This window comes from Sphingorhabdus sp. EL138 (assembly GCF_945890115.1).
Taxonomy (GTDB): Bacteria; Pseudomonadota; Alphaproteobacteria; order Sphingomonadales; family Sphingomonadaceae; genus Sphingorhabdus_B.
In genome coordinates this window covers 117,419-141,936 of record NZ_CAMDCK010000003.1, presented here as the reverse complement: position 1 = coordinate 141,936, position 24,518 = coordinate 117,419, and the positions used below count along the sequence as shown (strand labels likewise).

General features: G+C 54.8%; 23 protein-coding genes. 5 read left to right on the top strand and 18 right to left on the bottom strand.

Annotated features, from left to right (window positions below; translation table 11 throughout):
- Both Q0O07_RS02520 and gyrB read right to left on the bottom strand, forming a co-directional pair.
- On the bottom strand, nucleotides 1–369 hold the full coding sequence (locus Q0O07_RS02520) for a septal ring lytic transglycosylase RlpA family protein (RefSeq protein WP_295489945.1): 369 nt from the start codon (nucleotides 367–369) through the stop codon (nucleotides 1–3).
- A gap of 107 nt (nucleotides 370–476) precedes the next feature.
- The gene (gene gyrB / locus Q0O07_RS02515) at nucleotides 477–3,053 is read right to left on the bottom strand and encodes a DNA topoisomerase (ATP-hydrolyzing) subunit B (RefSeq protein ID WP_295489943.1); all 2,577 of its coding nucleotides are present in this window, start codon (nucleotides 3,051–3,053) and stop codon (nucleotides 477–479) included.
- A gap of 193 nt (nucleotides 3,054–3,246) precedes the next feature.
- Here gyrB and Q0O07_RS02510 point away from each other — a divergent pair, with 193 nt between their 5' ends.
- Complete coding sequence (locus Q0O07_RS02510) at nucleotides 3,247–4,803, top strand: class I adenylate-forming enzyme family protein (RefSeq protein ID WP_295489942.1); 1,557 nt, start codon at nucleotides 3,247–3,249, stop codon at nucleotides 4,801–4,803.
- A 402-nt stretch (nucleotides 4,804–5,205) separates the two neighbouring features.
- Here the strand turns inward: Q0O07_RS02510 and coaD are convergent, their stop codons facing one another.
- The 6 genes from coaD to Q0O07_RS02480 all read right to left on the bottom strand — a co-directional run bounded on the left by coaD (nucleotide 5,206) and on the right by Q0O07_RS02480 (nucleotide 9,887).
- On the bottom strand, nucleotides 5,206–5,715 hold the full coding sequence (coaD, locus tag Q0O07_RS02505; protein ID WP_295489939.1) for a pantetheine-phosphate adenylyltransferase: 510 nt from the start codon (nucleotides 5,713–5,715) through the stop codon (nucleotides 5,206–5,208).
- On the bottom strand, nucleotides 5,716–6,615 hold the full coding sequence (locus Q0O07_RS02500; protein ID WP_295489936.1) for a polyprenyl synthetase family protein: 900 nt from the start codon (nucleotides 6,613–6,615) through the stop codon (nucleotides 5,716–5,718).
- A 5-nt stretch (nucleotides 6,616–6,620) separates the two neighbouring features.
- Complete coding sequence (locus Q0O07_RS02495; RefSeq protein ID WP_295489934.1) at nucleotides 6,621–6,860, bottom strand: exodeoxyribonuclease VII small subunit; 240 nt, start codon at nucleotides 6,858–6,860, stop codon at nucleotides 6,621–6,623.
- A gap of 169 nt (nucleotides 6,861–7,029) precedes the next feature.
- The gene (locus Q0O07_RS02490; protein WP_295489930.1) at nucleotides 7,030–7,905 is read right to left on the bottom strand and encodes a LysR substrate-binding domain-containing protein; all 876 of its coding nucleotides are present in this window, start codon (nucleotides 7,903–7,905) and stop codon (nucleotides 7,030–7,032) included.
- Between the two features lie 357 nt (nucleotides 7,906–8,262).
- Nucleotides 8,263–9,567 (bottom strand): MFS transporter, encoded by a 1,305-nt coding sequence (locus tag Q0O07_RS02485; RefSeq protein ID WP_295489926.1) that lies wholly within the window; start codon nucleotides 9,565–9,567, stop codon nucleotides 8,263–8,265.
- Nucleotides 9,564–9,887 carry an antibiotic biosynthesis monooxygenase gene (locus tag Q0O07_RS02480; protein WP_295489924.1) on the bottom strand — a complete coding sequence of 108 codons (324 nt, stop codon included), beginning with the start codon at nucleotides 9,885–9,887 and terminating at the stop codon, nucleotides 9,564–9,566. Before Q0O07_RS02480 ends, Q0O07_RS02485 begins: the two co-directional genes overlap by 4 nt.
- A gap of 131 nt (nucleotides 9,888–10,018) precedes the next feature.
- Between Q0O07_RS02480 and Q0O07_RS02475 the strand changes: the two genes are divergently transcribed.
- Nucleotides 10,019–10,645, top strand: coding sequence for a methyltransferase (locus Q0O07_RS02475; protein ID WP_295489921.1), 627 nt, complete (start codon nucleotides 10,019–10,021; stop codon nucleotides 10,643–10,645).
- On the opposite strand, the gene Q0O07_RS02470 is transcribed toward Q0O07_RS02475, so the two are convergent.
- A complete protein-coding gene (locus tag Q0O07_RS02470) occupies nucleotides 10,646–11,827 on the bottom strand; it encodes a phosphatidylserine/phosphatidylglycerophosphate/cardiolipin synthase family protein (protein ID WP_295489918.1) in 1,182 nt (393 codons plus the stop codon).
- A gap of 121 nt (nucleotides 11,828–11,948) precedes the next feature.
- On the opposite strand from Q0O07_RS02470, the gene rpoZ reads away from it, so the two are divergent.
- Entirely contained in the window at nucleotides 11,949–12,293 is a 345-nt protein-coding gene (rpoZ, locus tag Q0O07_RS02465) for a DNA-directed RNA polymerase subunit omega (protein ID WP_295489915.1), read from the top strand.
- 61 nt (nucleotides 12,294–12,354) lie between these two features.
- Here the strand turns inward: rpoZ and Q0O07_RS02460 are convergent, their stop codons facing one another.
- The 8 genes from Q0O07_RS02460 to Q0O07_RS02425 form a co-directional block, all read right to left on the bottom strand.
- Nucleotides 12,355–12,966 (bottom strand): DUF3800 domain-containing protein, encoded by a 612-nt coding sequence (locus Q0O07_RS02460; protein WP_295489913.1) that lies wholly within the window; start codon nucleotides 12,964–12,966, stop codon nucleotides 12,355–12,357.
- Nucleotides 12,967–12,993: 27 nt separating this feature from the next.
- Entirely contained in the window at nucleotides 12,994–13,353 is a 360-nt protein-coding gene (locus tag Q0O07_RS02455) for a hypothetical protein (protein ID WP_295489909.1), read from the bottom strand.
- A gap of 78 nt (nucleotides 13,354–13,431) precedes the next feature.
- Nucleotides 13,432–15,378: an ATP-dependent zinc metalloprotease FtsH gene (ftsH, locus tag Q0O07_RS02450; RefSeq protein ID WP_295489906.1), complete on the bottom strand. Its 1,947-nt coding sequence runs from the start codon at nucleotides 15,376–15,378 to the stop codon at nucleotides 13,432–13,434.
- Nucleotides 15,379–15,490: 112 nt separating this feature from the next.
- The gene (gene tilS / locus Q0O07_RS02445; protein ID WP_295489904.1) at nucleotides 15,491–16,438 is read right to left on the bottom strand and encodes a tRNA lysidine(34) synthetase TilS; all 948 of its coding nucleotides are present in this window, start codon (nucleotides 16,436–16,438) and stop codon (nucleotides 15,491–15,493) included.
- On the bottom strand, nucleotides 16,429–17,331 hold the full coding sequence (locus Q0O07_RS02440; protein WP_295489901.1) for a tetratricopeptide repeat protein: 903 nt from the start codon (nucleotides 17,329–17,331) through the stop codon (nucleotides 16,429–16,431). Before Q0O07_RS02440 ends, tilS begins: the two co-directional genes overlap by 10 nt.
- Nucleotides 17,332–17,591: 260 nt before the next feature.
- A complete protein-coding gene (locus Q0O07_RS02435) occupies nucleotides 17,592–18,017 on the bottom strand; it encodes a helix-turn-helix domain-containing protein (protein ID WP_295489899.1) in 426 nt (141 codons plus the stop codon).
- Nucleotides 18,018–18,119: 102 nt separating this feature from the next.
- A complete protein-coding gene (gene ptsP, locus Q0O07_RS02430; protein ID WP_295489896.1) occupies nucleotides 18,120–20,384 on the bottom strand; it encodes a phosphoenolpyruvate--protein phosphotransferase in 2,265 nt (754 codons plus the stop codon).
- 59 nt (nucleotides 20,385–20,443) lie between these two features.
- A complete protein-coding gene (locus Q0O07_RS02425) occupies nucleotides 20,444–20,614 on the bottom strand; it encodes a YdcH family protein (RefSeq protein WP_295489894.1) in 171 nt (56 codons plus the stop codon).
- A gap of 170 nt (nucleotides 20,615–20,784) precedes the next feature.
- Here Q0O07_RS02425 and Q0O07_RS02420 point away from each other — a divergent pair, with 170 nt between their 5' ends.
- A complete protein-coding gene (locus Q0O07_RS02420; RefSeq protein ID WP_295489892.1) occupies nucleotides 20,785–20,982 on the top strand; it encodes a DUF465 domain-containing protein in 198 nt (65 codons plus the stop codon).
- A 27-nt stretch (nucleotides 20,983–21,009) separates the two neighbouring features.
- Here Q0O07_RS02420 and Q0O07_RS02415 read toward each other — a convergent pair whose 3' ends face one another.
- Complete coding sequence (locus Q0O07_RS02415) at nucleotides 21,010–22,719, bottom strand: ABC transporter transmembrane domain-containing protein (protein ID WP_295489985.1); 1,710 nt, start codon at nucleotides 22,717–22,719, stop codon at nucleotides 21,010–21,012.
- Nucleotides 22,720–22,955: 236 nt separating this feature from the next.
- Between Q0O07_RS02415 and Q0O07_RS02410 the strand changes: the two genes are divergently transcribed.
- Nucleotides 22,956–24,188: a polyhydroxyalkanoate depolymerase gene (locus Q0O07_RS02410; protein WP_295489890.1), complete on the top strand. Its 1,233-nt coding sequence runs from the start codon at nucleotides 22,956–22,958 to the stop codon at nucleotides 24,186–24,188.
- Nucleotides 24,189–24,518: the final 330 nt, after the last annotated feature.

The window sequence follows — 24,518 nt, the reverse complement described above, 5'->3', positions numbered from 1 at the left end:
CTAATACAGCAGTTCAAGCTTCACTTTGGCAGTGCCAGTGCGGTGCATGCCAAGTTGCTTGGCGGCGGCGTAGGACACATCCACAATGCGTGATTTGCCCCAAGGGCCACGGTCGTTGATACGGACAACGACTTCCTGACCATTCGCCAAGTTTGTAACGGCAACGCGGCTGCCGAAAGCCAAGGTGCGGTGGGCGGCCGTCATGGCGCTAGGGTCAAAGCGTTCGCCACTTGCCGTGCGGCGTCCACCCAGTTCAGCACCATAATAGCTCGCTATGCCAGTGCCGATTTCGACACGATTGTCGCCGGCCTGCGCCAAGACCGGCAATGCCAGACCTGCTATCATGAAAATACGGTGTCCGAGCATCATGCCTCCCTCATAAGGGAAGGCACATATACAAGCCATTTCAATATTCGAACGGGCAAGCGCTATGCTGCCCCAAGTTTGCGGTTATCCGAAAACGTAAAATTCTGACCCTAGACGTCCAGATTGGCGACATTTAGGGCGTTTTCTACGATGAAATCGCGCCGTGGTTCAACGACTTCACCCATCAGCTTGGTGAAAATGTCGTCTGCGAGGTCGGCCTGATCAATCTCCACGCGCAGCAGGGAACGGTGATTGGGGTCCAGCGTGGTTTCCCACAATTGTTCGGCATTCATTTCGCCAAGACCCTTGTACCGCGAAATCGACAGTCCCTTGCGGCCGGCAATCAATATCGCCTCCAGCAATTCGGACGGGCGCGTAATTGCGCCCTTGTTACCGACGCTCACCGCAGTGGTTGCCCGCTTGGCTTGATCGCCAACTGCGTCGGGTGCATCTTCATCGCTCTCCACCTCGTCAATCGCCTCGGCAATAGCAGCAGAAACTTTAACGAGCCGCGCCGGGGTTTCATAGCTTGCGGTCTCTTCGCTCGCCAACTTGTGCAATTTGCGGGCTTCGGCCGACATCAGAAATGCGGCCTCAATGATGTGATGATCGGTGACCCCGCGCCAGAGGCGTTCGAAATGATAGCCGCCATCTTCGGACACGCGGCCGGACCATTTGCCCTCCACATCTTGCGCAGCCATCCAAGCAGCCGCCTTGGCAACGGCGGCGGTGCGATCGGTGGCCTCGGGGTCCAGCGCGCTCGTGAGCGCCATAGCCTCGACAATTGTTGGGTCATAACGGCGCGGGACAAAGGCCATCAGGCTGCGCATACGGCGTGCATGGTCCACCAAAGCGCCTAAGTCTGCACCAGCGCGTTGCCCGCCTGCGCCTTCTAACACAACGCCATTAAGGCCAAGTTCGGCCAGATGGTCATCCAGTGCCTTGTCGTCTTTCACATAGATTTCGCTGCGGCCCTTCGCCACCTTGTACAAAGGTGGCTGCGCAATGAAGAGATGCCCATTTTCGATGATTTCGGGCATCTGGCGGTAGAAGAATGTGAGCAACAATGTCCGAATGTGCGAACCGTCAACGTCAGCGTCCGTCATGATCACGATCTTGTGATAACGCAATTTTTCAATATTGAAATCCTCGCGTCCAATGCCCGTGCCCATCGCTTGGATCAGCGTGCCGACTTCTTTGGACGACAGCATCCGGTCAAAGCGTGCGCGTTCCACGTTCAGGATTTTACCCTTCAGCGGCAAAATCGCCTGATAATGGCGGTCACGGCCTTGCTTGGCTGATCCGCCTGCCGAGTCACCCTCGACCAGGAAAAGTTCGGACTTAGCAGGATCTTTCTCCTGACAATCGGCAAGCTTACCCGGTAGCGACGCCACGCTCATCACCGATTTACGGCTGGCCTCACGGGCTTTTCGTGCGGCCTCACGGGCCGCGGCGGCGTCGATGACCTTTTGAATGACGGTACGCGCATGGCCGGGATTTTCTTCTAACCACTCGCTCATCCGGTCTGCCATCAGGCTTTCCAGCGGCTGACGCACTTCGGAAGAGACCAGCTTGTCCTTCGTTTGTGACGAGAATTTTGGATCAGGCAGCTTAACCGAGACAATAGCCGTCAGCCCTTCACGCATGTCATCGCCGGTCAGCGTGACTTTCTCTTTCTTTAACACACCCGATTTCTCGGCATAGTTGTTCAACGTGCGCGTTAGCGCCGAGCGGAACGCGGCCAAATGGGTGCCGCCGTCACGTTGCGGAATATTATTGGTGAAGCATAATACGTTTTCGTAATAGCTGTCGTTCCACTCCAACGCGACGTCAATACCAATGCCGTCGCGGTTGGACGTGATCGTGATGGGGTCGGCTAGCAATGCCGCTTTGTTGCGATCCAGATACTTTACGAATGCCCCAATGCCGCCTTCATAATAAAGATCATGTTCTTTGACATCGGAATGCCGCTTGTCGCGCAGCAATATGCGCACGCCTGAGTTCAAGAACGCCAGTTCGCGGTAGCGATGCTCAAGCTTATCAAAGTCAAATTCCAGTACGTTTTTGAACGTGTTGGTGGACGCCATGAAGGTCACGCGTGTGCCCTTTTTAGGCTTGCCATCGACGACCGGCGCGTCACCGCGGACGACCAATGGGCCTACGGCATCGCCATGCTCAAAACGCATCCAATGCTCTTTGCCTTCGCGCCAGATTATGAGTTCCAGAAACTCGGACAGTGCGTTCACCACCGACACACCAACGCCATGCAATCCGCCCGACACCTTATAGGCGTTGTCGTCCGACGTGTTCTCGAACTTGCCGCCAGCGTGCAGCTGAGTCATGATGACCTCAGCCGCCGAAACGCCTTCTTCCTTGTGCATGCCGGTTGGAATGCCGCGGCCATTATCTTCAACAGAAACCGACCCATCGGGGTTCAGTTCGATCAGCACAAGGTCGCAATGCCCCGCCAACGCCTCGTCGATGGCATTGTCGGAAACTTCAAACACCATGTGGTGTAGGCCGCTACCGTCATCCGTGTCGCCGATATACATGCCAGGGCGCTTGCGTACGGCGTCGAGGCCCTTCAAAACCTTGATGCTGTCGGCACCATATTCATTCTGATTGGGGTTGGCTGCGCTGTCCGCAGAAGGGTTAAATTGCGGGGTTTCCGTTGTTTCTTCAGTCATTGTGGCACTGTAGGCCTAAAGCCTAAGAAGCCCAAGGAAAAGCGCCCTAAAGTCGTCATTTTTCCACAGCCTTTTCTGGTTGGCGATTATAGCAATTTTACCCCCAGCATCGCTGCCGAAAATTAGGCAATGAAACTTTTGCATATCGCGCTAAGTCTGCAAAGCAACCGGCGAACGGGAGAGTGGATTTTACATGCTTATCGATACCGAATTAGAAAAATCATTTGGTGATTTCGGCGCGCTCATTGGTGCTTGGGGCGAAGAAAAGCCTGATGCGCGGGCGCTTGCCGATAGCAGTTCCGAACTGTCGTGGCGCGAAGTTGCGCAAACGACAGCGCGCATAGCCGCAGTGCTACAGCGCGACGGCCTGCAGCGGGGTCAACCGGTTGCCATATTGGGGACCAGCAATATTCCTTATGCTTTGGTGTATCTTGCCGTTGTGCGCGCCGGGGGCTGTGCTGCACCATTGACCACATCGGCAACGCCCGCGCAGTTGGCCGCGATGTTCAAAGATTCCGGCGCGATGCATCTGTTCGTCGATGCCGCGAAACTGGCTGATCTTGAAGGGGTCGCGCTGGGCGATGTCAAAATCATCATGCTCGATAACGCCGTTGGCGACCATCTGGCGCTGACCGACTGGATGGCAGAGGAAGGCGCGCGTTTTGACGCGCCGCCGCCGGCTGCGACGGATCCGTTCAACATCATTTATTCGAGTGGCACCACAGGAACGCCCAAGGGTATTATCCATTCGCACGGCATGCGCTGGCACCAAATGGCAGGTGGCTTCAAGTCAATTTACAACCGGGACACGCGGTCGTTGGTCTCGACGCCTTTATATTCGAACACGACATTGGCGGTATTTCTGCCAACTATTTGTCATGGTGGTTTTGTCCGGATCATGGAGAAATTTGATGCTTTGGCCTATCTTGACCATGCGCAGATTGATCAGACCACGCACACCATGCTCGTGCCGGTGCAATATCAACGGCTCATGGCACATGCGGAATTTGATAGCTACGATCTCAGCAACTTCATTGTCAAATTCTGCACCAGCGCGCCCTTTGTCGCCGAATTGAAAGCGGACGTTTTGAAGCGTTGGCCCGGTGGACTGATCGAGATTTACGGCATGACCGAGGGTGGTGTTGTTTGTATGCTTCAAGCGCATCACCATCCCGACAAATTGCACACCGTGGGGCAGCCCGTTACGGGCCATGAACTGATTGTCTTAGACGAGGACGACAATCGCCTGCCCACCGGCTCCAAAGGCGTGCTTACTGGCCGGTCGCCTACCATGATGTCCGGTTATAAAAACCAACCAGAAAAAACACACGAGATGGAGTGGCGTGACGAAGAGGGCAATGTCTGGCTGAAAACTGGCGACATTGGCATTGTCGATGAAGATGGCTTTGTATCTATCGTGGGCCGCGCAAAGGATATGATCATATCCGGCGGCTTCAACATTTATCCGAAAGACCTTGAAGAATTGTTGGAGGCGCAGCCCGAAGTGGCCGAAGCTGCCGTGGTTGGCATGCCTTCAGACGCGTGGGGCGAAACGCCCGTTGGCTTTGTGCGGTTGACGGACGCGGCGGCATCGCCTGAGTCCATTCTTGCGCGTGTGAACGGGCAGCTTGGCAAGACGCAGCGGATTTCGGTGCTCTACACCATCGACGAAATGCCGCGCAGCCATATTGGCAAGTTGCTGAAAACCGACTTGCGCGCTTTGGCGGTTGAGAAGCAAAATGGAAGGTGAATTCGGCCCGGATCTTGCCGCCGTCATTTCTGTTCTGCAGACGGGAATTACGGTGGGAATTACGGTGACAGGTGCGTCATCCCCGAAATAGGTTTCGCTTGAAATGTAGGATTTGTTTTGAGATTCTGTGCGTCACGCCCTTATGTGTTGCGCGACTGGCTCTTTGAACCTGTTGAACCCCACCCCGGCTTTCGGACCCGGAAAGCCAACGTCGCAACGTTGCGGTAAGTTTACAGAAATACCGCGTTTTGCGTATATGTTTGTAAACTTAGGACTCCGATGACAATTGCGTCATCCCCGAAGTTATCGCTTCTCTGATATTCGTAAGGCAGGGTATATGGCACGTCTTCCGCTTATGGTCCTGACCCTAAGGAACGCAAGCAACGCAAGCCGATTTAGCGCTTAACCGCCTTTTTTGCCCAACTTGTGCACGCGCGCAACGACTTCGTCGCGAATATCGGGAGTCACAAACTTCCCGATTTCGCCGCCGTAAATTGCAATTTCCTTCACCAGCCGCGAGGCAATGGGCTGTAGGGATACGTCGGCCATTAAAAACAGCGTTTCGACGCGATCGTTCAACTGGCGGTTCATGCCCGTGAGTTGATATTCATATTCGAAATCCGTGACGCCGCGAATACCACGAATGACGGTGCTTGCACCTTGCGCTTCGGCAAAATCCATCAGCAATGAGTTGAACCCAACAACACGAATATGCGCCGAACCGATGCTGGCGACTTCGCGCTCGACCATCGCAATCCGCTCATCATCGGAAAACATTGGGGATTTGGCCGCATTTGTGGTTACGCCGATGATCAACTCATCCACCAGTTTCGCGCCGCGCCGGATGATATCCATATGGCCCAAGGTGATTGGGTCAAATGTGCCAGGATAAACGCCAATCCGGTGTGTCATCTAGCGATCCCTTTCGGTAATATAATTGGCAATGGCGCGCAAAAGATCAGCTTCGGCACCATAAGTCGACAGATGGTCATTGGCCTGCTGCACAAGCATTTCCGCTTGCTGCTTGGCGCGTTCGAGGCCCATGAGAGATACAAAGGTGCCTTTATTGGCCGCCGCGTCTTTTTGAAGCGCTTTGCCAGCCAGTTCTGGATCACCTTCAACATCCATGATGTCGTCGGCGATCTGAAAGGCGAGGCCAATGTCCCTTGCATATCCGCGCAAATGCGTTCGGCCTTCTGTCGGGATATGTCCTAATATTGCCCCCATTTCAACGCTGGCGGCAATCAGAGCACCCGTCTTCAGCGCTTGCAGGCGCATGATGGTTTGGAGGTCGAATGCGGATTTCTCGGCTTCGATATCCATCATCTGCCCACCGGCCATGCCTTCCGGGCCGCTTGCTAAAGCCAGTGTCGATACCAGTTCGCCGCGCACGAACGGGTCGCCATGCGTTTGCGGGTTCGCGAGTATCTCGAATGCCAAAGCATGAAGAGAATCTCCGGCCAGAACAGCAGTTGCGTCATCAAACGCGCGGTGCACGGTCGGCTTACCACGGCGCATGTCGTCGTCATCCATGCAGGGCAAGTCGTCATGCACCAGAGAGTAGACATGAATAGCTTCGACAGCCGTGCCAACGCGCAAAGCCACTGCACGATCCACATGGAACAGAGCCGCTGTCGCAGTCACAAGCAACGGCCGGAGGCGCTTGCCGCCGCCAATCGCGGCATAGCGCATGGCGGCATATAGGCGGTCCCGCGCGTCGCCGGGTAGCGTCAGAAGCGCATCAAATTCGTGATCAATGTCCGCCGCAATTTGCGCCAGTGAGTCCTGCAACAATGATGGTTTGGCAGCCATAATGTTCATCCGGCATCGAATGTTGTTGTACCTGTTGGCGACCCGTCTGGCCCTTGGACAATGGCCTCAATGCGCGCTTTCGCCGTATCAAGCCGTTGTTGGCACAAGGCCCGCAACGCATTGCCACGTTCGTACAAGGCGATGGATTCATCGAGCGGCGCCTCACCGCTTTCCAACTTATGGACGATGTCCTCAAGCGCCCGCAGCGCGGTTTCAAAATTCATATCGGCTATGTCTTGATTCATACACCTGCAATGACGCCCGACGCCGACGGGGTCAAGTGCTTCGCTTTGTCGCCATCGGTTGATGATGAGGGTTGTCAGTCCGGAAGTGTAAATCAGAATTGTCAGAAACGGGACGGCAGAACCAAAACGCGCCGAACGCTATGAACAGGATTTAAGGGATCGCGGGCAATTACACGCCAGACTTCAACAACCAGTCGTGAAAGATTTTAACAGCTCTCTGCTTCAGCGCGCGGGGACGGCACACGAAGTAATAGCTGTAGGGGCTTTCAACTTCTGTATCGAAAAGCCGCGTCAGGCGCGGGTCGCGCGCGTCGGAGAAGTGACTTCCGTGCATGATTGCAACGCCAAGACCATTTGCGGCAGCCTCCAGCATCAATGCGCCACTATCAAGACTATCGATCGCAGCCGGCTTCAGGCGGGGGACCCCCATCGCCTGCCGCCATGCGTCAAAAATCATAGGCATGTCACTATGGACCATGACCGTATGCTTTGCGAGGTCCTCAGGCTTTTCGACCTTATGCTCCTTTGCCCATTTTTCAGAGGCGATGGCGTAAACAAGATTGCGGTCCAAGCGGACACTGTAAAGCTTGGGGTCGACGTCTGCTGAAATGATGATAGCTGCGTCGACAACATCACCCAGCAGATTTTCGGCATGGCCAGATGTGTCCACATCGATATGAAGCTTCGGAAACGCCTTTCGCAATTCAGGCAGGCGCGGAATGAGCCTTTGCGAACCAAAAAGCGGCAAGAGGCCCAAGCGCAGGCGATACTCCCCGCCACGGCCGGCCAGCTCGTCAACCGCCTCTGCCATTGCGTCCATCGCTGGTTCAACGGCCGCCAGAAGTGCCTCACCATCCGCATTAATGACCATTGCTTGCGCGCGGCGGTCAAACAGGGATTTGCCAATGAAGTCTTCCAGCGCCTTGATGCGGCGGCTGAGCGCGGGCGGAGATAATGCGAGTTCGCTCGCGGCAGCTTTTGCCGAACCAAGCTTAGCGACGCGCAAAAACGCTTCCAACGAGCGTAGGGGGGGCAATCTGCGCATATCATCTCCTAACTTTGCCGCACTGCACCAAAAATTTCCTGTTCTCAGGATCGTACAAATGCCACGAAATTCAGCTTAAACGTATAAATAATGGTTGCATCATTTGCAACAGCTATTGCGCTGTTCGCACTTGCACAAAAAATGAAACTTAGCCATACAGATCGAGCCTTTTAGGCATCCTCTCCTAAAGACTTTTTCAGGGTCGGCTTCGGTCGGCCCTTTTTTTGTGCAAATTCAGCGCATCTATTATTCTCATGTCGCCACAGCTTTCTGCCAACTTTGCTGCAACAAAGGGAGTTTTGGCGCAGAGCCGTTGATGCCAACGATAGCCCCGTTCCCACATTCACAACAATACTGTCAAATATCTGGTGTGACCAACGCCTTTCGCCCCCAAATAATCAGGAACAATAATGATGCCGCGATGAGAATGAACGTCGCTGGCTCCCAATAATTGAATAACGCAACGCCAACGGCCGGGGCGACGATATATGCAGCACCGCTGATCGAAGCAATCTTTCCTGCAACGTCCCCTTGCTCGTGCCGTCCGACCGCCAAGGATGCGCCGGCAGTAAAGCCTGGCCGGAAAAGCCCAAAGCCAAGTGAGGCAATCGCAAAGCCCGTGCTGATGCCGTAAAAATCATAACTGAGACCGGTCAGGATGGTCCCGATTAAAGCGAGGATAGCGCCAATCAAAACGGAACTGCGCGCGGCAAGCGAGAGCATGGGGATCAGGCCCCATTGCGCCAGCAAGGTGGCCATAGCGCCGATCAGCATAACTGATCCACTCGCCTGCACCGCCTCCCATGGGCGGTCATGGAGCCCAAGCCGGTCACGCACAAGAAAACCTACAACGCCCAGCATGATGGCTTGTGCATGGCCGCCGATAAGCCCCGCAATGAGCCAGGACGCCATCCTTCCGTCGCGCCATGGCAGGCGGACCTCAGTTTTAGGTAACACTGACCCCAAAGCTTCGCCAGCAACCTCTTCATCGTCGGGCGCATTGATCGACGCCGAATTGGGATAAGCCGCAACGGCGCCGCGTGCCTCAAAACGTGGGGTGTCATTGGGCAGTTGAACATGCAACGCAATCAATACGGCCACACCAAAGGCCGCAAACATGATGAGCGGCCCAGCCAGACCGAAAGGTGGGAACAGAAAATAATGCGCGGTGGCAGGGCCAATAACGGTGCCAACGCCAAAAGACGAGGCAAGCATCGATAGCGCCTTGGTACGTTCTGCGCGTTCGGTCCGGGCGGCAACATATGCCTGAACGGCGGGTGGGGCAGCCGAACCGAAACCGCCGTAAAGGCTGCGGAATAACGCAAACAGGATGAACGTCACGACAGGGCCTATCAGGCCAGCCAGCCCAAGCCAAAGCACCAACCCACACATGCCCATCGACGCGACAAAGCCAATGATGCCAACACTCATCAGTTGTTTGCGGCCTCGGCGATCCGACAGGCGCGCCCATTTGGGCGCAGTGATAACCCACAATAACGCAGACCAGCTAAAGGCCAGACTTACCCACACGTCGGGCATATCCAATTCGCTGGCGATCGCGGGAAGGGCAGACTGCATCGCGGTATTGCCAGCCGCCGCGACAAGCATCACGAGGAACAGCACGACAACGCGGCTATTGGGGATAGCTTGAACCGCGCTCATGGCTTTTTCCAATCATAACTTCGCATCACTTGCGCGACATGCAGGCTGTAGTCCGAATACCACCGGTCACGCCCAGCATCGCGCATTGCGGCGTGCTCGGGATGATTACGCCATGCTTTTGCACTAGCCTCGTCTGTCCAATAGCTGACGGTGATTCCAAGTCCATCTGCGCCACGCACCGAATCCATACCAACATAGCCTTCTTGTCGTGCGGCGAGTTCATCCATCGTGGCGGCGGCCCTCGCGTAACCATCGGCGTCCAGCCCCGTGCGCTGTGCCACAAATATAACCGAAAGTGTGCCGCTGCCTAGCTTTGCCATGTCAGCGGCATAAGACTGATTTGATCTGCAATGCAAGATAGGTGGAACAGTTAGTTGGTAAGCGCGGTTGCACGAACTGTATCAATTTGTGAATGTGACTGTTTCGTGACAACTTCTCCCGGACCCATCCTATGATCTCTTCAAGATTGGCCAAAACGACGGTGCTGAACCGCTTGAAAAGCAGCGCAAGCCGCTTTTTGGGTCCATGGGGCGTTTTTCTTAAAGGCTTTATCAAACATCCAGTGATGGTTGGGTCAATCATCCCGTCATCGTCCTTCACCGTGAACAAAATGCTTGCGCCGGTTGACTGGGACAACACCAAATTATTTGTGGAATATGGTCCGGGCATTGGCACTTTCTGCCAACCCATTCTGGACCGCATGCGCCCCGATGCCACATTGCTGGTCATTGATCTGAACGAAGATTTTATTGAGTATCTGTGGTATAATGTCCGTGACAGCCGCTTTGTCGCTGTCCATGGTTCGGCGGCAGATGTGAACGCAATCATAAACAATCTCGGGTTTGCACATGCCGACTATATTCTCTCCGGCCTGCCCTTTTCGACGCTCCCCAATAATCTTGGCGCTGTGATCGCTGAGGAAACAGCGAAGGCGATCCGGCCCGGCGGGGCATTTCTGGTCTATCAGTTCCGTGCTCGTGCGCGTGATTTCATGATCCCGCATTTCCGTAAGATCGACAATGGCTATGCCTTATGGAATATATTGCCTTGCCATCTGTTCTGGGGCTGGAAAGAATGATTATTTATTGCGCATCAAACTGAATTTGATCCGCCGGCCAATGGTGTAATCCACCGAATTGACCAAGAAATAGGCAAGGGCCGACTTTATCCGGCTCCAAATAGTGTCCCGCCTCTTTAACAAAACCCGTGTCTGCTCCTCCGATTGGGAGACAAGCCCTTCAATCAATGCGCGCATATGTAACGCAAGGCCTGCGTCCTTGATGCGCACCATAATTTCCAGATTGATGAACATACTTCGGACATCCAGATTGGCCGAACCAATATAGACCGTGTCATCAATGACCATCAGCTTCATATGCAGTGGACGCGTTTGATATTCGAAAATCCGTGCCTTACGGCGCATCAGATAGCGGTAAAGCCCGCGCGCGGCGGCAATCGTTGCCCCATTATCGGTTTTTCCGGCCAATATGAGGCGCGACCCTTGGTTGCGCCTGGCTGTCTTGGCAAGGCGTCGCAATATGGTTTGGGACGGCGAAAAATAGGCGGAAACGATGTCAAATCTATTGCCCGTATCCAATGATCGCTTGAACGTGAGTGCCCATGGCGAAAGGCGGTTGGTTGGCCCACCCAACAGCCATTGTACTCGACCAATGCCCGGCCGCCATTGCCGGATGATATTGCGGATCTGCCGGAAGCTGACGTTGCCGCCGTTTGATGCGTGCGCCATATCCTCAAAATAATCGCTCAGCCGCTGCGCTTGGGGGCCAGACACGATTATGCCGAGATCTTCCCAGCTATCGTCACCTGCGCGCCCGAAATAGGGGTCGGCGATATTGAAACCTCCTACAAGCGCATAGGCGCCGTCGATGATCAGCATCTTTTGGTGATTGCGGATCAGGTAACCAAGGCCCTTGCGGGTGCTGAAACTGTGATAGTTGCCGCCAGCGTCAAGCAAAGCGTCAAAAAATCGATTGCTCACCTGGGTTGATCCAAAGCTGTCTATAATCAATTGCACGTGCACACCGCGTGTCGCCGCAGCAACGAGTGCGTCGCGCACTTCCCGACCGGTCTCATCGGCACAAAACATGTAGAAAAACATGTGTATCGATTTTTGCGCCACCGCGATAAGCTGCAAAACGGCGTTGAGCCGATCTTGCGGCTGATGAACCAAATGCAAATCATGGCCCGCAACCTGAAAGTGCGTTCCGGGGAACCCGGGCTTGCCTGATTGCACTGTCATGTTGCTAGCGATACCGCTTTGCGGAGCGCACGGCAAGCGGCCCGCCCTTTGCATTGACATTTTGGCCCATTATCTCTAGGCGCGACCAACTTCCCGAATATACGAAGAATCAGGAGCCAATATGGCACGCGTTACTGTTGAAGATTGCATCGACAAGATCACCAACCGGTTTGACCTTGTATTACTCGCCGCCGAACGTGCGCGTGAAATCTCTGGTGGCGCTGAACTGACCATTGATCGTGATCGTGATAAAAATCCGGTCGTTGCTTTGCGCGAAATCGCTGAGGAAACCGTTCGCCCTGACCAATTGAAAGAAGGCCTGGTGCAGTCGCTGCAGAAGGTTCAGGTTGATGAGGATGAAGAAGCGGATGAAGTCGGCTCGATCAGCCTGTCTGCAGAAGCCCTGCGTTTGACCGCCGCTGCGCCAGCGCGCGGTGCAGGCGTGCAGCGCGATTACGACCGGTAATTTTCACTCATCGGCATCTGTGAAACAGGCCCGGCTCGTCCGGGCCTTTTCTTTTGTGCCTTCAATCATTCTCGGTATCAGATGAAAGTATCCGCAGGCTAATTTTGCCACTTTCCAAAAATGGCGCGACGATGGCCGCCATTCGGCTTTGGCGCTCGGTTGCCATCGCGTGGTTGAAGAAGGTGTTGGCGATGACATCCGCAATTTGAAGCCCCGACCGGCGGTGACTGAGATCAAGCAATGCAGTACCGTAAGGACCAATCAAGTCTGCGATATCTTTGCGGATTAGGGCCAGCGTCTCGGGGCCATAGCGACCATCGTCAATGACCACTTGCACGCAAGGATTACTGCCTTTTATGATGTACGAAACGGCATCCTTAAGCAATCGCGCATAGATGTCGATGTCGTGTGCACCTCGGTCTTCCCCCGGATGGAGCGCGAGCGCGGAAATCGCGATGCTTATGGTTGCTGCCCAAGGCTTTTGACCAAGCAGCTCAAACAACAATGCGCGCTCTCCCAAGTCAATGCGGCTACCCTTTATTTCCCCAGATAGACGGGATATTTCGCAAAAGTGCGCCACAACCGCGTCAGCATCATCTTCTTCAATGGATATGGCAGCGAGTGTCATCACCCCACGCCCAACTCCGCCCGACTCATCGCAATAGATCGGCATGCGGACCGCTCCTCATATGATGTGAGGTTAGCAGGGAAAGCGGCGGATGACTATTTCGCGCCACGCATCTCGGACTGACTGAACCTGTCGGCGCTCTTTGGGGATTCGGCTGAATTCGCCAATGAACTGCTCGGCATTCATCCGGTATTTCTTGGGCGCGCAGAATAAAGGGGATCCTGCGGTGCGCGCGGCCTCATTCTCGGCTTTTACCGACTTCGCGGCTTCTTCAAAAACGCGGGCCATGGGCTTTAGGTCTTTTGCAAAGACGGCGCCTATGCCCCGTTTTTGCAGAGCAACCGCTTTTACAAAAAAAGTTTCAGCATCCATGGCGTGTGCAGGAACGGCGCATGACAATACGCCCATAACCACAAGCGCAGCATATTTCATTTCGCGACCTCCACCCTCTCCCCATGGGGGATAGTACGTTGAGGCCGCGAATAAAAGCTGGAAACCAGTGTCCTGACCCTAAGCGCCTTGCGGCGTTGCGCCTCCGACCGGCGCAGATTTGCCGCGTCCCGCCTTTGGTATGGCTGTACCCACCGTTGGAATGGACGAAGGTTTAACGACCTTGCCATCGTCACGTTCGAATTTGCCAGTTTCCAATAGCTGGTTGATTTCGTCGCCCGAGAGCGTTTCAAACTCCAGAAGTGCGTTGGCCAACAGGTGCAATTGTTCGTTATGCGTGGTCAGTAACTCTGTCGCCCGTTGATGTCCGCCCTCAACCAGCTTGCGGATTTCGGCATCGATCTTACGCGCTGTTTCGTCCGACATAGCCGACCGTTGCGACATGCCATAGCCAAGATAGCCTTCTTGACGCTCTTCATATTGGAGCGGGCCCATCGCATCCGACATGCCCCATTGGGTAACCATGTCGCGCGCAAGGCTGGTGGCGTATTGGATGTCGCTGGATGCGCCTGAACTGACTTTGTCATAGCCGAAGATTAATTCTTCGGCCACGCGTCCACCCATGGATACGGACAGGTTGGCGTGCATTTTGTCGCGATGATAGCTGTAATTATCCCGCTCGGGCAGACGCATGACCATACCCAAGGCGCGCCCACGGGGAATAATGGTTGCCTTGTGGATAGGGTCCGATGCGGCTTCATGAATCGACACGATTGCGTGGCCGGCCTCATGATAGGCAGTCATTTTCTTTTCATCTTCAGTCATGACCATCGACTTGCGTTCGGTGCCCATCATCACCTTGTCTTTGGCATCTTCGAATTCTTGCATGGCAACCAACCGCTTGCCACGACGTGCGGCCAACAAAGCAGCTTCATTCACAAGGTTCGCAAGATCGGCGCCGGAGAAGCCGGGCGTTCCGCGCGCGATCACGCGGCCATCAACGTCGGGCGCCAACGGCACTTTCTTCATGTGCACGGCTAGGATTTTGACGCGGCCGTCAATATCGGGGCGCGGCACAACTACCTGACGGTCGAAGCGGCCGGGACGCAAAAGGGCCGGGTCAAGGACATCAGGACGGTTGGTTGCGGCAACGATGATGATGCCTTCATTGGCTTCAAAACCGTCCATTTCGACCAACAACTGGTTCAAAGTCTGTTCGCGCTCGTCATTCTGATTGCCAAGGCCAGCGCCACGGCTGCGACCCACCGCATCGATTTCGTCGATAAAGACGATGCAGGGGGCGTTTTTCTTCGCCTGTTCAAACATGTCGCGCACGCGGCTTGCGCCAACGCCGACAAACATTTCGACAAAGTCAGAACCGGAGATGGAGAAGAAAGGCACGCCAGCCTCACCAGCGATCGCGCGGGCCAGCAATGTTTTACCTGTGCCTGGCGAACCAACTAGCAACGCGCCCTTGGGAATCTTACCACCAAGGCGGCTGAACTTAAGCGGGTCTTTCAAAAATTCGACGATTTCCTGAAGCTCTTCCCGGGCCTCATCAATGCCGGCCACGTCGTCGAAGGTTACTTTGCCATGCTTTTCAGTCAGCAATTTCGCCTTTGACTTGCCAAAACCCATGGCTCCGCCAGCTCCGCCGCCCTTTTGCATTTGTCTCAAAACGAAGAAAGCGATGCCAAGGATGAGCAAGAATGGAAGGGCTTGATATACAAGCAGGAGCAGCAGGCTTGGCTGCTCTGCTGTTTTGACTTCAATCACTACGCCTTTGTCCCTGAGCAGGGGGACAAGGCTGCTATCATTTGGTAGCGGCACTGTGGCGAACGTCTCGTCATTCTGCAATTTGCCGTTAATGCGCTCCGGCGCGATAGCTACGGACTTAACCTCGCCGGCCTCAACCTTATCGCGGAAAGACGAGTAGGTAATGCCGTTAGCCGGTGTGGATGACCCGCTGAACATTGAAGCCACAAGCAAAAGCGCGACAATGATCGCTGACCAAATGGCCAAGTTACGCAGCATCGGGTTGCCTTTGGGTTCTTGTTCGTCGTTCATTATCACTGCCTTATTCTGTGCCCGCGCTCAATACGTGGCGATATGCATCTAATGTAAGGGCGAATGCGTGAATGACAATATAGCGATTGGCAAAATTACAGCCTGTTTTCTCTTACCCGCGCCGGGGCGGCGCTTTGGAAAAACGCCAATCTGCGCCGCCTACGCATTTGATATTGCCAATCATGGCGGTCCGCGCATTTTCGAGCTCGGTTAACAAGTGGTCAATTGCGTCGCCACGCGGAGCAAGATTGACGTCCATCGTCCTGAGGCAGTGGATTAATAGCCGCCGCTTGAATTCACTGGGAAGGCCGTCGGCCGTGCAGATGATAACGTCATTTTGGTGGCTTACCCTCTGCGCGGCCAGCGTGTCTGTCATCCACACCAACGCATCGGATGCGTCGGCCAATGCGCTTACCGTGCGCAGCGCGCGGCTTGCAGTAAATGGATGCGGCGTGTTGGCCAGCCAGTTCCGCATCGCAACCCGGTCAAAATCGATGTTTGCGTTGCTGGGGTCGTTCACTGGTTGAATGCCAGTGCTGGAGCAGATGTCTATAAGTTCCGCTTTTGTGAATTCTAGTAGTGGCCGCACCACGCGTCCATTGCGGGCGCGAATGCCAGACAATCCATCGACGCCGCTTCCCCGCGCCAGTCGCATGAGCAGCGTTTCCAATTGGTCATCGGCATGATGTGCCGTGGCAATGTGTTGGCAATCTTGCGCATCTGCCGCACGTTCCAGCAACGCGTAACGGGCCGCGCGCGCCGATGACTGGATATTGCCTGATATTTTTTTGTCGGGTGTCAAAATGATATGCGGTACGCCGAGATTATGGCAGATTTCCCCAACAAACTGTGCTTCCTCTGCAGACTCTCGCCGTAATTGATGATCTACGGTTGCGGCAACCAATCTGCCGGGCAAAATTTGCTGCGCTAACAACAATAATGCCAGGCTATCGGGACCGCCCGACACTCCGCATAAAAACCGATCATCATCCGCACAATCTAGCCTGCGAAGTGCAGCTCTAAATCGGTCGAGAATGACTGGCGTCAGCGTTACTTGCACTTCGCCCTTGTTTTGCCGGATGTGATCCTTTCGGCCAAGCGGCCGGTCGCCGCATCTGGATACGCCCTTGCCAGTTCACCAAAAGCTTCGCATGCCTCGGGCGACTTCCCAAGGTCAGTCAAAGCTGATCCCAAGAAAAACAAGCTTTCGGGCGCTCGGTCACCGCGTGGATCAGCCTTATAATTGTCGTAGAAAACCTTCACCGCAGTCGCTGGTTTTTTGTCATCCAACCATGCCCGGCCAAGCAAATTGCGTGCGTAGCTTGCGCGTTTGTGCTTGGGAAATTTGGCCAAGGTTTCTTCAAGCGTTGCTTGCGATTCCGGATAGAATTTGGCCTCCCACAAGCGATAGCCATAATTGTAGCCATCCTCGAACGCATCCCCACTGGCGGGACGTTCGATTGTGGCAACCGCGGCGACGCGGGCGGGATTTGGCTTAGCGGAGGTGACAGGCTTTGTAGGAACTACGCCAGCTTTGGCTTTCGGCGCTGCCGCTGTGGGCGTTGCCGTTGGCACCACCGTTTCAACGGGCGGTGCTGGCTGGGTTGCTAGTCGGGTCTCGACGGCCTTCAGCCTGCCTTCAAGTCGGCGCATATCATTGCCTTGCAATTCGACCTGCCCGGTTAGGGTAGCAAGCTGCGCCTCTAATGCATCTACACGCGCGGTCATATCCACCGTTGTGGTGGTTGAACTGGTCGTCGTGCTTGGCGCTGTGGGTGACTGGATATCAGCTTCGACAAATTTGCCGGAACCATTTGGGAATACCTGCCGCTGAACCGCCCGCATTTCCTTCTCGAGTTTGCCCACGCGCCCGTCAATGGCCGCGTCCTGCGCCATTGTGGGTGCGCTAAGCGCGAACGCTGCGCCGATAAGAATAACGCGCCGAAAATACATTGGGTTACTTCCCTTTATTAAAATCGAATGGATAGCATAGCTTAGTGCAATCCCACGATAAAGCCCAACGCAGCATTTCGGTACAAAAAATTGAAATTTACCGAAATTTCGGACCGTAATGACTGGGCTTACTGATTTGGGGGTGGCGACCACAGATGTGCCGAGCGGAGGATATTGTTCGTCCATGCCGACATTCCCAGCGGTTTTATCATCATTCAGAGTGGCCACCGGCTTGAGCGCTGTTGCCTTGAATGCTGTAGTTAGTATGCGTAGCTTCTGAAAATCAGATAAGCGACCAAAACTAGCCCCGCAACTGCTGCGGCGGTCCATGCCAAGGTTTTGGAAGGAACACGCGCAGGGTCCGCTGGCTCGTAATTCTGCAGGGGTGCCTCATATCTTTTATGTCCGCCGATAGATAATTCGGCGCGTAGCGCATTCACTATCGCAATATCGTCGAGGGCGACCGCACGGGCGTAAGACCGAACAAAACCAACCGTATATGTATGTCCCGGCAACGCGCTGAATTCGGATCGCTCAATGGATTCCAGATGTCGCACGGGTACGCGTGTCTCGGTGGCGAGGTCAGACAAGCTCATGTCCATCCGCGCGCGCGCGGCCTTCAGTTCTTCACCTACAGTCATAGGCTCCGCTTCCACCTGAGGAATTTCGTCCACTGCAATCTCCACGACCCGCTCCCCCACATCTGCGTGCAGTCGCGGGGATAATGAGCACCAATTGAATAATGTCAATGTTAATTGGGGATAATCAGATAATTAAGGTACCTTTACTCATCCGATTTCAACGCCTTGACCAATTGCCCAACTCGTCAGTTCTTCACGCAAATTCTCTGTAGGATTGTTGAGCAACTCTTCCATTTTTGCGCGGATATCAAAATGGCTGGTTGAGCGGATCATCGCCTTGATAGGCCCAACGGCGGCTGGTGTGATCGACAATCTATGAATGCCAATGCCCATAAGGGCAAGCGCCTCAAGTGACCGTCCCCCCATTTCGCCGCATACCGCGACGTCGACGTCGTGGCCCTCAGTAGCTTTGACGACCCGCCGGATGAACCGCAGGATAGCGGGGCTCAGCCAGTCATAGCGTTCTGCCAAACGGGGATCAGCGCGATCCGCAGCAAAAAGAAACTGGGTCAGGTCGTTTGTGCCAATAGACAGAAAGTTAATCTTGGGCAGCAGGATGTCGAGCGTCTCAGCCAGAGCAGGGACCTCAAGCATCGCGCCATAACGGATTTTGTTAGGTAATATCTTTTTCTGCCGCCCTAGAAATTCAATCTGGCCGTCGAAAATGGCCTTGGCCGCATCAAATTCCCATGGCTCAGAGACCATCGGGAACATGACGTTGAGTGTGCGACCGGCCGCTGCCTCAATCAACGCGCGCGCTTGCGCCTTCATCAAGCCGGCATGATCAAGCGACAGCCGCAACGCACGCCAACCCAGCGCGGGATTTTCCTCTTGGTGCGTCTCATCCTTGAGGTAAGGAAGCGCCTTGTCTCCGCCGATATCCAGCGTGCGGAAAATCACTGGCTTGTCGCCAGCCGCGTCTAAAACGTCGCGGTAAAAGCGCTGCTGCCGCTCGCGTTGGGGTAAGGTTGCCGAAATCAGAAACTGGAACTCGGTCCGGAAAAGGCCAACGCCTTCCGCGCCGGTTGTCGCCAAAGCCGACATGTCATCGCGCAAGCCAGCGTTAATCATTAGCGTAACCGGCACTCCGTCTTTAGTGACAGATGCTTCATCACGCATCGCGGCATAGCGCGCCTTTTTCTTTTGCCGATCAACAAGATCATGTTGAAATATCTCTTCTGTCGCAGACGAAGGGCGCACGATAACGCTTTTGTCGTCAGCGTTCAGCAACAGCATGTCGCCGTCGCGCACCTTGTGGCGAATGCCGCGCACCCGGCCAAGAACCGGAATGCCCATGGCACGTGCCACGATCACCACATGTGCGGTAAGCGAGCCTTCTTCTAAGACCACACCGCGCAGGCGCCTTTTATCATATTCCAGCAATTCTGCGGGACCCAAATTGCGCGCGATCAGGATGGAATCCTTTTTCAGCCCCAGCTGCGCGGCGGTGCTCATCTGCCCGGAAACGATGCGCAGTAAACGGTTCGACAGGTCCTCCAGATCGTGCATGCGATCGGCAAGCAGCGCGTCGTCAATCTGCCGCATGCGCATACGCGTGCGTTGCTGAACCCGTTCAATTGCGGCTTCGGCGGTTAGGCCGCTGTCAATGGCTTCGTTAATCCGACGGCTCCAGCCTTCGTCATAAGCGAACATTTTGTAGGTCGCGATGACCTCTTCATGTTCTCCGCCTGTGCCAAAATCTATCTGGCTCGCCATGCGGTCGATTTGCTCACGCATTTTATCGAAGGCGGAATAGACACGCTGGCGCTCGGCTTCGATATCCTCGGCAACGGTATGCTCGATGCGGACATGTGGCTGGTGAAAAATAGCGACGCCAGCCGCCGCACCTTTAACTAGCGTTAATCCTGTGAGGCTAATCGTGCCGGTCTCATTGCCGTCCCGGCCAGTTGGTTCGTCAATTAGGTCGGCGTTGGCAATCAGTTCCGACAACACCATGGCAACGGTTTGCAGCGCCTCAATCTCAATCTCTTCATATTTACGCGGCTCGACATGCTGGACCGCGAGCACGCCGACGGCCCGTTCGGAACGGACAATTGGCACGCCTGCAAAACTGTGGAAGCGTTCTTCACCCGTTTCCGGTACGTACCGGAAATTCGGATGCGCTGCCGCCTCATCCAGGTTCAGTGTTTCGACATTTTCAGCAATTGTCCCAACGAGACCTTCGCCCAAACCCAAGCGCGTAATGTGCACGGCAGCTTGGTTCAACCCGCGCGTCGCAAACAGCTCAAGTGCGCCATCGCGCAATAAGTAAATTGAACATACTTCGCTTGAAAGCGCTTCGCCGATGATGTTGACCACATGATTCAGCTTACCCTGTGCATGGTTTTTCGAGGCCATCACCTCGTGCAAACCTGTCAGGATATTGCGGGCAGAACGGGTAGCGCTTTCCATAGACCTCGCTTAGCAGAGACCGAGAGGGCAAGCGATACCCCGTCTGAAATTATTCGTAGTCAACCAGTTGATGCCGATTCATGCAGTATAACGTCTTTAAGATGTAGCTTTTGTTTTTTTAGATCGAGAACGGTTCGGCTGTCGGGGAACGGCCTGTTTTCTTCGCGCTCCAGTTTTTGCTCCAGTTCGGCATGCTTGTTACGAAGCGCGGACAGATGATTATTATGCACATCATTCTCCTTCAGTCTGAGACTCGGCGATCTGACCACGGAGTAAATCACGAATTGTGATTGGAGTCTTGCCGATAATTATTGTCGGGGCGCGGGCTAAACCCAGATTTCGGCCAAGTGACCGTTTTTTTAACGATGACTTGTTCGCCGCAGTCTGTGTAGAAAGGCGTATGAACGACGATGGCTATCAGCAGCAACTAGAACAACTGAAGATTGAGCATCGCGATCTCGACGACGCCATTCGCGCGCTCACAGCCCAGACGGTGATCGACCAACTCCAGATCGCGCGACTGAAGAAGAAAAAGCTGATTTTGAAGGATCAGATCATGCGTCTGGAAGATCAATTGGTGCCTGATATCATTGCTTAAATTACAGGAACGAGAGTTTCCCTCCTGTTAAGCATCAAATTGCAGGCTGGCGAGACGGGCATATAATCCGCCTGCGGCGCTCAGCGTTACATGGTCGCCCTCTTCAACAATCCTGCCCTGGTCCATCACGATGATACGGTCGGCGGAACGCACGGTTGCCAGCCGGTGCGCAATCACGATTGTGGTGCGGCCGACCATCAGTCGCTCCAGCGCATCTTGCACCAATTTCTCGCTTTCGGCGTCCAACGCGCTCGTGGCCTCATCAAGCAACAAGATCGGCGAATCGCGCAACAAGGCACGGGCAATTGCTAGCCGTTGCCGCTGGCCGCCCGAAAGCCGCGCGCCGCCCTCGCCGAGATAGGTTTCCAGTCCCTCGGGTAGCTCACTTAGGAAACCCGCTGCGTTTGCTTTTTCCGCTGCCGCCCAGATCGCCTCGTCGCTCGCGTCCCATTGGCCGTAACGCAGATTGTCACGCGCGGAGGCCGCGAACAATACGGTGTCTTGCGGCACTAGCGATATCCGGCGTCGGAATTCTGCGGGGTCTGCGCTAGTCAGGGAAACACCGTCAATGCGCACGGTGCCGATTTCAGGGTCGTAAAAACGTTCCGCCAGTTGGAATAAAGTTGATTTGCCTGCGCCCGATGGCCCGACAACAGCAACCGTTTCCCCCGGCGATACTTTTAGGCTGAAATCGTCGAGCGCCGCGATCTCAGGCCGTGTGGGATAGCGGAAGCGGACATGTTGGAATTCCAACTGCCCGCGCGCTGGCGGCATAATAACTGGGTTAGCAGGGGGCGCAATTTCGGGCACTTCGTTTAGCAATTCGGCGAGCCGCGATGCTGCGCCCGATGCGCGCACAAGGTCGCCATATACTTCGGTCAGCGCACCAAATGACCCCGCGACCAATGCCCCATACAGGACGACTGCGAACAAAGTTCCGGAGGATATGACGCCTTCCTTCACTTGGTCGGTGCCTTCCCAAACGAGCAACGTGATGCCGCCGAATATCAAAGCCATTACAAGTGCAGTCAGAAACGCCCGCAACCGGATACGTTTTTTCGCGGCATTGAACGTGCCTTCTACGGCATCGGCAAAACGCACGCCTTCGCGGCTTTCCTGTCCAAAGGCCTGAACGATCTTGATCGCGCCAAGCGCTTCTGAAATGATCGTGCCGACGCTGGCGACATTATCTTGGCTATTGCGCGATGCCTTTTCCAGTCGCCGTCCCAGAAATACAATTGGCAAAACGACCACCGGGATGCCCGCGAGTAACCATATGGTCAGGCTTGGAGCGAGGCCGAAGAGCAAGGTAACGCCGCCCACGCCAATAAAGATATTGCGCAATGCAACGGACACGGTGGTGCCGACAATCTGTTCGATAATCGCGGTATCAGCGGTCATGCGGCTGGCGATTTCTCCGGGACGATTTTCTTCGAAAAAGCGCGGAGCCAAACGCAATAGATTTTGTTGCACCGCAACACGAATATCACCCACCACGCGCTCGCCTAGCCAGCTGACGAAGTAAAAACGGAATGCCGTCGAAATGCCGATGACAACCACGATGCCCAACAGCAAATAGAAATAGGGCGCAGGATCGCCGCCATTTTTGACAAAGCCTTCATCGATAATCAGGCGCAGGCCATAAGGGATGGCAAGTGTCGACGCCGCTGCTGCAATCAGCGCGAGCAGGGCATAAGTGATCTGGCGCGGATAGCGGATCGTGAAATGCCCTATCATGCGCAAACTGCCAAAGTTAAGCTTGGGCTTGGCGGGAGCCGCTTCTTCGGATGGCGTTATGGCCTGCGTTTCGGAAATATCGTTTGTCATCGCGCTCGCCTAGCAGTGCGCCGGACGGGTAACAATCCGCCACGGAGAATGTAAACGCTTTTCCTATGGTGCAATGCACAATAAATGCGTAAAGCCACCTACAACTGCGGCAGAATATTGCCGATACAAATTTTAAAGGCCTGAACATGCTGTACACCGGATATGACCTTCAACGCGGCTGGCTTGCGGGCGCAGGCTGGGTTGCGCAAAAGCAGTCGGAATGGCTCAGCGCGCTGCCTTCGCCGTTCAATTATGGCGGAATGGCTCCGGTTGCGGCTTCCGCATTGGAAGTCTTTGCCCATTCGGTTCTGCCGCGTGGAAAGCCAGCGTTCGGATTGAACGAAGTTGTCATCGACGGCCAAACTTTGGTGGTTCAGGAAGAAAATCTTGCGCGTAAGCCATTCGGCCAGTTGAAGCGTTTCGCCTATGAAGGCAGCAGCGATAAGCCACGGCTTCTCATCTGCGCGCCGATGTCCGGGCACTTTGCGACGCTCTTGCGCGGCACAGTCGAGCGCATGATAGTCACGCATGACGTCTACATCACCGACTGGAAAGACGCGCGCGATGTGCCGTTGACGGGTGGCGGGTTCGACCTTGAAACCTATATCGATTATCTGATCGAGTGGCTTGAGTTTCTCGGCCCAGATGCAGGCGGGCGCGGCGCGCATATGCTGGCCGTCTGCCAGCCGTCGGTCCCGGCTTATGCCGCTGCGGCGGTTATGAGCGCAAAGGATCATCCACTGCGTCCGCGCACATTGACGATGATGGGCGGCCCCATTGATACGCGCGAGGCGCCGACCGTTGTGAACAACCACGCGACTCAGCGTCCGCATGAATGGTTCGTGCAAAATGTGATTGCGACTGTGCCGCCTTATTACAAGGGTGCTGGCCGCCGCGTATATCCGGGTTTTCTGCAGCTTTCGGGCTTTATGTCGATGAACTTGGGCAACCATATGATGAGCCATTGGTCGATGTTCTCCGACCTTGTGAAAGGCGATGGGGAAAGTGCCGATCGGCATAAGGAATTTTACGATGAATATCGCGCGGTTTGCGACATGACGGCGGAATTCTATCTGCAAACCGTTGATACGGTGTTCCAGCGTCATTTGCTGCCAAAGGGCGAATTCAACTATCGCGGTAAGCTGGTTGATCCTGCGGCTATCACCGATATCGGTTTGCTGGCGATTGAGGGCGAACGCGATGATATCAGCGGATTGGGCCAGACACAGGCCGCGTTGAACATTGCGACAAGCCTGCCTGCGGCGTTGAAGAAATATCATATGGCGCCAGAAGTCGGCCATTATGGCATTTTCAACGGCAGCAAATGGCGCGAAAAAATTGCGCCGATTGTCGAAGACTGGATATCCAGCCACAATTGAGCGGTGCAATTTTCCCCGTTGTTCGGACCTGCGTAATAGCGTTTTGGGTAGCACCGATTCCTGCGGGTTTTCAGCGATGACCCTGCACAATAAAGTCAGCATCGAACGCTGCGCCAATATAATCTCACGCAGAGGCGCAGAGAGCGCAGAGGCGCGAAGAAGATGTTGGCCAGATCCGTCATAGTGCAAAGCTATTTCGGGGATGACGCACTTGTCACCGTAATTCCAGCACCTAAAAACCTCAATAGATGCAACATCACAACGTCGAAAATCACACCTTTAATTCCGGCTTAGAGCCGTGATGCGCAGCTTGCTATAATTTAGTGCACT

Excerpts from the sequence above, each read along its gene's own strand:
- Q0O07_RS02520 (WP_295489945.1), bottom strand. The coding sequence starts at position 369 with ATGATGCTCGGACACCGTATTTTCATGATAGCAGGTCTGGCATTGCCG.
- gyrB (WP_295489943.1), bottom strand. The coding sequence starts at position 3,053 with ATGACTGAAGAAACAACGGAAACCCCGCAATTTAACCCTTCTGCGGAC.
- Q0O07_RS02510 (WP_295489942.1), top strand. The coding sequence starts at position 3,247 with ATGCTTATCGATACCGAATTAGAAAAATCATTTGGTGATTTCGGCGCG.
- coaD (WP_295489939.1), bottom strand. The coding sequence starts at position 5,715 with ATGACACACCGGATTGGCGTTTATCCTGGCACATTTGACCCAATCACC.
- Q0O07_RS02500 (WP_295489936.1), bottom strand. The coding sequence starts at position 6,615 with ATGGCTGCCAAACCATCATTGTTGCAGGACTCACTGGCGCAAATTGCG.
- Q0O07_RS02495 (WP_295489934.1), bottom strand. The coding sequence starts at position 6,860 with ATGAATCAAGACATAGCCGATATGAATTTTGAAACCGCGCTGCGGGCG.
- Q0O07_RS02490 (WP_295489930.1), bottom strand. The coding sequence starts at position 7,905 with ATGCGCAGATTGCCCCCCCTACGCTCGTTGGAAGCGTTTTTGCGCGTC.
- Q0O07_RS02485 (WP_295489926.1), bottom strand. The coding sequence starts at position 9,567 with ATGAGCGCGGTTCAAGCTATCCCCAATAGCCGCGTTGTCGTGCTGTTC.
- Q0O07_RS02480 (WP_295489924.1), bottom strand. The coding sequence starts at position 9,887 with ATGGCAAAGCTAGGCAGCGGCACACTTTCGGTTATATTTGTGGCACAG.
- Q0O07_RS02475 (WP_295489921.1), top strand. The coding sequence starts at position 10,019 with ATGATCTCTTCAAGATTGGCCAAAACGACGGTGCTGAACCGCTTGAAA.
- Q0O07_RS02470 (WP_295489918.1), bottom strand. The coding sequence starts at position 11,827 with ATGACAGTGCAATCAGGCAAGCCCGGGTTCCCCGGAACGCACTTTCAG.
- rpoZ (WP_295489915.1), top strand. The coding sequence starts at position 11,949 with ATGGCACGCGTTACTGTTGAAGATTGCATCGACAAGATCACCAACCGG.
- Q0O07_RS02460 (WP_295489913.1), bottom strand. The coding sequence starts at position 12,966 with ATGCCGATCTATTGCGATGAGTCGGGCGGAGTTGGGCGTGGGGTGATG.
- Q0O07_RS02455 (WP_295489909.1), bottom strand. The coding sequence starts at position 13,353 with ATGAAATATGCTGCGCTTGTGGTTATGGGCGTATTGTCATGCGCCGTT.
- ftsH (WP_295489906.1), bottom strand. The coding sequence starts at position 15,378 with ATGAACGACGAACAAGAACCCAAAGGCAACCCGATGCTGCGTAACTTG.
- Q0O07_RS02440 (WP_295489901.1), bottom strand. The coding sequence starts at position 17,331 with ATGTATTTTCGGCGCGTTATTCTTATCGGCGCAGCGTTCGCGCTTAGC.
- ptsP (WP_295489896.1), bottom strand. The coding sequence starts at position 20,384 with ATGGAAAGCGCTACCCGTTCTGCCCGCAATATCCTGACAGGTTTGCAC.
- Q0O07_RS02420 (WP_295489892.1), top strand. The coding sequence starts at position 20,785 with ATGAACGACGATGGCTATCAGCAGCAACTAGAACAACTGAAGATTGAG.
- Q0O07_RS02415 (WP_295489985.1), bottom strand. The coding sequence starts at position 22,719 with ATGATAGGGCATTTCACGATCCGCTATCCGCGCCAGATCACTTATGCC.
- Q0O07_RS02410 (WP_295489890.1), top strand. The coding sequence starts at position 22,956 with ATGCTGTACACCGGATATGACCTTCAACGCGGCTGGCTTGCGGGCGCA.